This is a genomic window from Actinacidiphila oryziradicis, assembly GCF_005047355.1.
GTDB lineage: Bacteria > Actinomycetota > Actinomycetes > Streptomycetales > Streptomycetaceae > Actinacidiphila > Actinacidiphila oryziradicis.
The window spans coordinates 1-3,512 of the sequence record NZ_SUMC01000258.1 but is presented as its reverse complement, the minus strand read 5'-3'; the positions used below and the strand labels follow the sequence as shown (position 1 = coordinate 3,512).

The 3,512-nt window shown below is 71.5% G+C and carries 6 protein-coding genes and 2 pseudogenes; 4 read left to right on the top strand and 4 right to left on the bottom strand.

Annotated elements, in window-relative coordinates; all coding sequences use genetic code 11:
- Positions 1–30: 30 nt before the first annotated feature.
- A complete protein-coding gene (locus FCI23_RS54645) occupies positions 31–240 on the bottom strand; it encodes a hypothetical protein (RefSeq protein WP_136731622.1) in 210 nt (69 codons plus the stop codon).
- Here FCI23_RS54645 and FCI23_RS54640 point away from each other — a divergent pair.
- From FCI23_RS54640 to FCI23_RS54630, 3 genes and pseudogenes are all read left to right on the top strand, one after another.
- Entirely contained in the window at positions 239–442 is a 204-nt protein-coding gene (locus FCI23_RS54640) for a rhodanese-like domain-containing protein (protein WP_136731621.1), read from the top strand. The two genes, FCI23_RS54645 and FCI23_RS54640, sit on opposite strands and share 2 nt — an antisense overlap.
- An 89-nt stretch (positions 443–531) precedes the next feature.
- Positions 532–939, top strand: a pseudogene (locus FCI23_RS54635) (dienelactone hydrolase family protein); the annotation flags it as partial.
- On the top strand, positions 936–1,901 hold the full coding sequence (locus FCI23_RS54630) for a CapA family protein (protein ID WP_136731620.1): 966 nt from the start codon (positions 936–938) through the stop codon (positions 1,899–1,901). The pseudogene FCI23_RS54635 and the gene FCI23_RS54630, both read left to right, overlap by 4 nt.
- Before the next feature lie 361 nt (positions 1,902–2,262).
- Here FCI23_RS54630 and FCI23_RS54625 read toward each other — a convergent pair whose 3' ends face one another.
- The 3 genes from FCI23_RS54625 to FCI23_RS57960 form a co-directional block, all read right to left on the bottom strand.
- Positions 2,263–2,688: a hypothetical protein gene (locus FCI23_RS54625; protein ID WP_136731619.1), complete on the bottom strand. Its 426-nt coding sequence runs from the start codon at positions 2,686–2,688 to the stop codon at positions 2,263–2,265.
- An 85-nt stretch (positions 2,689–2,773) separates the two neighbouring features.
- On the bottom strand, positions 2,774–3,097 hold the full coding sequence (locus tag FCI23_RS54620) for a hypothetical protein (RefSeq protein WP_136731618.1): 324 nt from the start codon (positions 3,095–3,097) through the stop codon (positions 2,774–2,776).
- Positions 3,098–3,100: 3 nt separating this feature from the next.
- Positions 3,101–3,238: a hypothetical protein gene (locus tag FCI23_RS57960; RefSeq protein ID WP_169317475.1), complete on the bottom strand. Its 138-nt coding sequence runs from the start codon at positions 3,236–3,238 to the stop codon at positions 3,101–3,103.
- Between the two features lie 81 nt (positions 3,239–3,319).
- On the opposite strand from FCI23_RS57960, the pseudogene FCI23_RS54615 reads away from it, so the two are divergent.
- Positions 3,320–3,512 (top strand): annotated as a pseudogene (locus FCI23_RS54615) (cbb3-type cytochrome c oxidase subunit I); the annotation flags it as partial.

The window sequence follows — 3,512 nt, the reverse complement described above, 5'->3', positions numbered from 1 at the left end:
CGCCTTCCCTCCCGCACTTCCTGCGGCGGCTCAAGGCGTGACCGCCGGCCCCGGTTTATCGAGGTCCGGCCCGGCGTCCGCCGCGCCGGGCACCTCGCGCAAGGGCACAGGGCCGGCCACGGATCCGGTCTCTGTCACGTCGGCGGCGGCCTGGACCAGAGTGTCGCGTTCGTCGCTGTACTCGTCGGCCGCCTCGGTCTGGGACAGGGCCGCCAGGACGGCGATGGAGGTGCACACCATGGCGACGGCGAGCGGGAGGGTCAGACGGCCGGTGGAGGTCCTGGACTTCAGGGGCGGCGGCGGGTGGCGATCCGGGCATCTGCCCGACACCCGGCGTGTGCCGCTGCCCGAGCTGCCCGCAGCCCTGGACGCACTCCCGGAGGCGGAGGTCTGGGTGCACTGCGCGAGCGGGTTCTGGGCCGCCGGTTCATCAGGGGCATAGCCTTGAACAGGGGTTCTCGATGTGGGGGTTCTCGTCCGGGGCAAGGAGGCGAGTCCGTGATCTTCGCCGATCGAACCGAAGGGGGTCGGCGCCTGGCCGCGGCCACCCGCTGGCTGCACGCCGAGCCGGGCACGGAGGGGCTCGCGATCGGATACTTCGGTGTCAGCACCGGCGCCGCCACGGCGCTCTTGGCGGCAGCCGAACCCGACGCTGACGTCGCCGCCGTGGTCTCCCGAGGCGGACGGCCCGATCTCGCCGGGCCCCGGCTGCCCGAAGTGACCGCCCCGACGCTGCTCATCGTCGGCGGCCACGACGACCTGGTGCTCGACCTCAACCAGCAGGCACAGGCCCTGCTGCGCTGTGAGAGCCGCCTCGAAGTCGTTCCCGGCGCGCCCCGGCTCTTCGAGGAGCCCGGAGCCCCGGAGGCGGTCGCCGTCCTGGCCCGCTGGTTCACCGACCACCTCGCGCCCGCACCGCAACCGGCGTCCGGACGATGAAACTCGCCCTCGCCGGCGACACCATGCTGGGCCGCACGGTTGCCGAGCGGCTCGCCACGGACCCGCCGGACCGCATCTTCGCCGACGAGATCGTGGCCGTGGCGCGGGAGGCGGATCTGTTTCTGCTCAACCTCGAGTGCGCGGTATCCGACCGCGGGAAACCCTGGCCCGATCCGTTCAAGCGCTTCTTCTTCCGCGCCCCGCCCATCGCCACCGAGTCGCTGCGCCACCTGGGAGTCGACTGCGTCAACCTGGCCAACAACCACGCGCTGGACTTCGGCGCCGACGCGCTCCTGGACACGCTGCATCACCTCGCCGCCGCCGGGATCGCCTGGGTCGGCGCGGGTCCCGACGAGCGGACTGCCCGGATGCCCGCGGTGATCGAACGCGCGGGCGTCGGTGTCGGCATCATCGGGGTGACCGATCACCCCTTGGAGTACGCGGCCGGTGCGGACCACCCGGGGGTCGCCTACGCCGACCTCAGCGCGGGAGTCCCGGGTTGGCTGTCGGACACCATCAGCGGCCTCGGCACGGACATCGTGATCGCGACCGCGCACTGGGGTCCGAACATGACCGCCAAGCCCGCTCGGTACATCCGCGCGGCCGCGGCCGCCTTCCGGACGGCGGGTGCCACGCTCGTAGCAGGCCACTCGGCGCACGTCTTCCACGGTGTGCGCGACGCGATCCTTTACGACCTGGGGGACTTCATCGACGACTACGCGACCCACCCCCGGCTCCGCAACGACCGGGGCCTGCTTTTCCTCGTCACCTTCGATGACCGGGACCGCAAGCCGGTGCGGCTCGAAGCCGTTCCCATCGCGCTCGACTACTGCTTCACCCGCCTCGCCGGCCCGGACGAGAGTGACTGGATCGCCGACCGCTTCCGCCGCGCATGCGCCGCCTTCGGGACCGAAGTCGCCGAGGAGGACGGCCGCCTGGTCATCAAATGCGACACCGGCTGACCGAATCCGCATTCTTTCCGGACCAAGCCTGGATCCACCGCCCAGCCGGTGGATCCCGGCTACGGGGCCGAAGCATTCCCGCATCGGCCTTGCCCGCTGGTTTGTCCGCAGCGGTCTGTGGCCACGGTGACAGCGTGAGTCACTGCGCGAGGACCGCGCGGGCTTGACCTGCTCATCTCCACGCGGCTGGTCGGACACTGGGATGTGACGGAGCCCGGAGAGGTGAGGCAGCAGGGGGAGGTCCGTTCGAAGGCCGCAGCCACCTCGGATGGCACCGGCACATAACCCTCGCAGCCCTCGCCCAGGCCTTCTGCACCCTCCTGCGGCTCGACCCAAAAGTCCCCTGCGCCGGCCTGACCCTCTACGCCGTCCTCCGCGAGTTACAGAACCGTGCGCGGCCCGAGCTGGTCGAGCGCGTGGCCGACCAGGACCTCGGCGACTGCTTGGTCTTCCTCCTCGGTGTGCAGCCACAGGACCAGTCCGGCTGCCCCGTCCCCGGGGCGTGTGGCGTAGGAGACGACACCCCGTACCTGGCCGGACGGGTCGTGCACGACCGTACCTGGCCGGACGGGTCGTGCACGACGTCCGTGAGGATGTTGTCCAGTTCGGCCCACCAGCTGCCGTCCACCGGCGGGCGCCCGGCCAGTGCCTCGGCGAGCATCGCGGGCGTTGCCTCCGGCTGCCCTGGCAGCCGGTCGCCGACCAGCGCGAGCACCGTGTCCTGGTCGCCGGCCGCGTACGGCCGCGCGGACAGCTGTGCCGCCGCTCCGACGATGGTGATCGCCACGCTCGCGCCTCCCTTGGGCTGTCATTCCAGCGTGCCCCTGCGGACGCCCGGGCGCCAGGCAACCCGCAGGTATGCGGGCCCGGGATCAGGCGGGGTCGAACGTCCGCCGCACCGAGGGACGGCGGATGAGGTCCGGCGGCTGCATGTCGTGGATCGCCTTCAGCTCGTCCCGGGGCAGCTGGCGGCCGTCGATGTGCCACTGGTCGGGGTGGGTGGCCTCGAAGTGCGCGACGGACGACGCCCCGTCCACTGCCAGCAGCAGCTCCACCGAATCGAGCCGGTCCTCCCCCGGTTGCGGACCTTCTTGTGCCTGCCCATGCTCATCCCTCTCACTGCGGCGCGAGGACGCACGGCGCCCGGCGTCCAGCAGCGATAACGATCCGGCCGGGCTGGAGGACGTGACCCGCACAAGTCACACCTCGTCCACCTCGTCCTCGACCGCGTCCCGCAGGGGACGCAGTCCCTCGCCCCGCAGCATGTTCCTGACCACGTTGAGGACGACGGGCCGCCAACAGGTCCTCCTCCCTTCCCTGTACGCGCCGCCGCCCACGTGGCCACCCTGGACGCCCAAGGCGCCACGCGGAGTCTCGCCTGAGACCGGAGGCGTTCCCGCAGCGGCGCACAAAGCCGCCAGATTGGCGCGCCCGATGTGGCGTTCCCACGGCTGAACATGCTCGCCTACTGGCTCTACCTCTTCGGCTCGCTGATCGCTGTCGTCGGCTTCCTCACCCCACAGGGCGCGGCCGCCTTTGGCTGGTTCGCCTACGCGCCGCTCAACGACGTGGTCCACTCGCCGGGGATCGGCGGCGACATGTGGATCATGG

Excerpts from the sequence above, each read along its gene's own strand:
- FCI23_RS54640 (WP_136731621.1), top strand. The coding sequence starts at position 239 with ATGGCGACGGCGAGCGGGAGGGTCAGACGGCCGGTGGAGGTCCTGGAC.
- FCI23_RS54645 (WP_136731622.1), bottom strand. The coding sequence starts at position 240 with ATGGTGTGCACCTCCATCGCCGTCCTGGCGGCCCTGTCCCAGACCGAG.
- FCI23_RS54630 (WP_136731620.1), top strand. The coding sequence starts at position 936 with ATGAAACTCGCCCTCGCCGGCGACACCATGCTGGGCCGCACGGTTGCC.